The following is a 2,953-nucleotide window of genomic DNA, read 5'->3' as shown; positions in this document are numbered from 1 at the left end:
TTTCCCGAAGGGCTTGCAGCGCGCGAGCAGGCTACGGCCGAGCGGTCGGAGCGGTTGTCCTCGGTAGGGATCGAGTTGGCCGCCAATCCGTCCCTGACTTTCGAGGGCGAAAGCGTTTCACTCCTCGAGGCAGGTCAGGTAGATGCACGGATCCTGGCTGCGATCGGTCAACGGGCATCCTCGGATGCGCTGACCATTGCAGGTTTCCCTCCGGTCCACGGAGAGCATGGCACGATGCGTCGCCAGGTGCTGTTTAGCGCTTCCGATGGCGTTGCCTTGGCCCCGGGAAGCCCCGCGGCGGACGACCTTCAGCAATGGCTTGAAAGCCTCAGCGGATTCTTCGCCGTGTCAAGCGTCACCCAGACAGACGACGGCGTATTGGCAACCTTCTCGACCGTGCAACCGACCAACCTGCTGCCGCCCCGCTAACAGCGTCCCGAGACGGCACCGGCGCCGGAAACCCGCAACCCAACAACTTCTTTCCTCATCCATCGCATAAGGAGCGCACGATGCACACCACCACTACGACCACCACCGTCCCGATGCCGGGTCCCCTCGGACGCCGCGGATTCACCGGCCGAGTCTCCACTGTTTTCGCTGCGGCAGTTACCGCGATGCTCGCCCTGACATTCGCGGCGGGGCCGGTTTCCGCCGTCGAATCCGATGAGACGCCCGCCGGGTGGGCCCGGGTGGCGCACCTGTCTCCCGACACCAAGTCGGTGGATGTACAGCTGACAGCGGTAGCGGGAGGCGAGGTGCTCTTCGACCTGGAGGACGTTGCCTATGGTGATGTTTCCGATTACCTACGCCTGGCGGTCGGTACGTATGTCGTGTCCATGACACCCGCGGATGCCACGATAGAGGCTGAACCGGCGATCAGCGAACTCATCAACGTCAAGGAGGGCGAGCCCGTCACCCTGGCGGCTCTAGGCTCGAACGCCGAACTGACGACCAAGGTCATCTACGATGACCTCACCCCACCGGCTGACGGTGAAGCACGCGTGCGTGTGCTGCAGGCCTCCACTGTGAACCCAAGCGTCGACATCAAAACAGTCTCCGGTATGGTCATCACCGCAGGAGCACAAAGCGGCGAAGTGACTGGATACGCGACAGTGGACGACGGACCATGGGACCTGTTGCTAACAGCAGGTGCAGTTGTCAGCGAGGCGAAGATCGAACTTGAGTCGAACAGCGTTAACACCCTGCTCGTCCTGGACAACGCCTCAGGTGGACTGACCATCAAGCACATCGAAGACAGCATCTCGGTCACCTCCACGCCCGTCGGAGGAACCAACACCGGTGCCGCCGTTCAGGCCGCGGAAGCCACTGGCACAGAGATCGCCCAATGGTCCGTGATGGGCACGTTGGTTCTGGCCATGGTGCTAGCGCTGCTGACCGTTGGAGGTTCCGCACGGAAAGCCCTGGCGGCCAGCGGGCGCCGCCAGTGAAGAAAAGCACACTACTCGCCGTGGTGGCTTTCGGTGTAGTGACGCTGCTTGTCGTTGTTGCCGCCGCACTCTGGTCAACCGGTGTTCTCCGGCCATCCAATAACCAGACCCAAGAGTCCTCCGGAGGAAGTGGTCCTGCCGTGGAACTAAGCATCGAGCAGGTGACACCTGAGGAGTCCGCGCGTTCATTCCTGGAAACGTGGGTTGATGATGACGGGCGCGTGGTCCGTCGCGACCAGGGCAATGACACCGTCAGTGAGGGCCAGGCCTATGGCCTGATGATCGCGCTTGGCGCCGAAGATGAGGAACGGTTCGAGGCCATCTGGTCCTGGACCGAACAGAATCTGATGCGCGACGACGGGCTGCTGGCCTGGCGTTGGCGGGACGGTGCCGTGGTCGACGCCGAACCCGCCTCGGATGCCGATGTCGATGCTGCCCGCGCTCTCGTCCTGGCAGGGGAGCGCTTTGACAGGGCAGACTTCACTGCTGCCGGCCAGGAACTTGCAGCACAGGTGCTGGATTTGATGACAGCGCAGACGTCACTTGGCAGGATTCTTCTTCCCGGGTTGTGGGCAGCAGGAGGACCTGATTATTTCTACAATCCGTCCTACGCCTCGCCCGTATCCTTTACCGTTCTGTTCGAAAGCAGTGGAGATCCGCGCTGGAATGAACTCGTCGACGGCGGACGGGCTGTGACAGGCGCGTTGCTTGATAAAAGCCCGCTTCCTCCGGACTGGGCGCAGGTCACCGCAGACGGTCAGGTCAACGCGATGCCGGGAGCTGGCGGACAGGGCGATGATGTGCGCTACAGCTACGACGCCGCCCGGCTGCCGATCCGTTTTGCGGAATCCTGCCAAGAAGCGGACCGGAACCTCGCGGCCCGAATGTTCCCGGCGCTCAACCGTACTCCTGAGTTGCCAGCAGTACTGGATCTTGGGGGTGCGCCCCTGAACGAAGACCAGCATCCCGTCGGCTACCTGGGACGCGCTGCAGCTGCAGCATCGGCCGGCCAGCTCGACGATGCTCGCGAGGATGTCCGGAAAGCCGAAAAAGTCGCCGCACAGTTCAGCACCTACTACGGTGCTGGCTGGGTATCGACGGGGCGTCTCATGCTTGAAACCGATGTCCTGGGTGGCTGCCCCGTTTTGGCACCTCAAAAGATCGAGGTCCAGGATCAGTGAGACATCTGCGTTCAGTGGAAATCCCGCCACGCTTCATCGCTCGTAGGAGCTCGATGCAACACAAGGATCAATAAATGATGCGCTCATTCGGATGGCCGAAAAAGACCGTGCACGCGATGATGGCGGGCACACTCGCTACCGCGCTGTTGCTTACCGGTTGCGGTGCTTCGGCACCGGGCCCGACGGACACCCCTGGGCAGGAACAGGCACAAGAATCAGGTATGGCCCAAAACGATGCGAAGGCTACGGTTCCGGCTAATGCAACGCAGTCCCTGAAACCCGAAGAAGGCACTGTTCAACCGGACGCCGCAACGGCGGCCGGCG

General features: G+C 62.2%; 3 protein-coding genes. All 3 read left to right on the top strand.

From position 1 onward, the window contains the following. Positions 1–429 (top strand): hypothetical protein (locus Y705_RS22050; RefSeq protein WP_026531591.1); only part of this gene is annotated, 429 nt, incomplete at its 5' end. Positions 430–509: 80 nt separating this feature from the next. After that, entirely contained in the window at positions 510–1,448 is a 939-nt protein-coding gene (locus Y705_RS0101565; protein WP_026531590.1) for a DUF4397 domain-containing protein, read from the top strand. Then, on the top strand, positions 1,445–2,629 hold the full coding sequence (locus tag Y705_RS16520) for a family 8 glycosyl hydrolase (protein WP_049822108.1): 1,185 nt from the start codon (positions 1,445–1,447) through the stop codon (positions 2,627–2,629). The genes Y705_RS0101565 and Y705_RS16520 overlap by 4 nt, the downstream gene beginning before the upstream one ends. The last annotated feature ends 324 nt before the right edge of the window (positions 2,630–2,953 follow it).

It is taken from the genome of Arthrobacter sp. H41, assembly GCF_000520535.1.
Taxonomy (GTDB): domain Bacteria; phylum Actinomycetota; class Actinomycetes; order Actinomycetales; family Micrococcaceae; genus Arthrobacter_D.
Note: the sequence above shows the minus strand (reverse complement) of the source record. Positions and strands in the feature narration are given on the sequence as shown.

Coding starts and splice junctions, on each gene's coding strand:
- Y705_RS0101565 (WP_026531590.1), top strand. CDS start 510: ATGCACACCACCACTACGACCACCACCGTCCCGATGCCGGGTCCCCTC.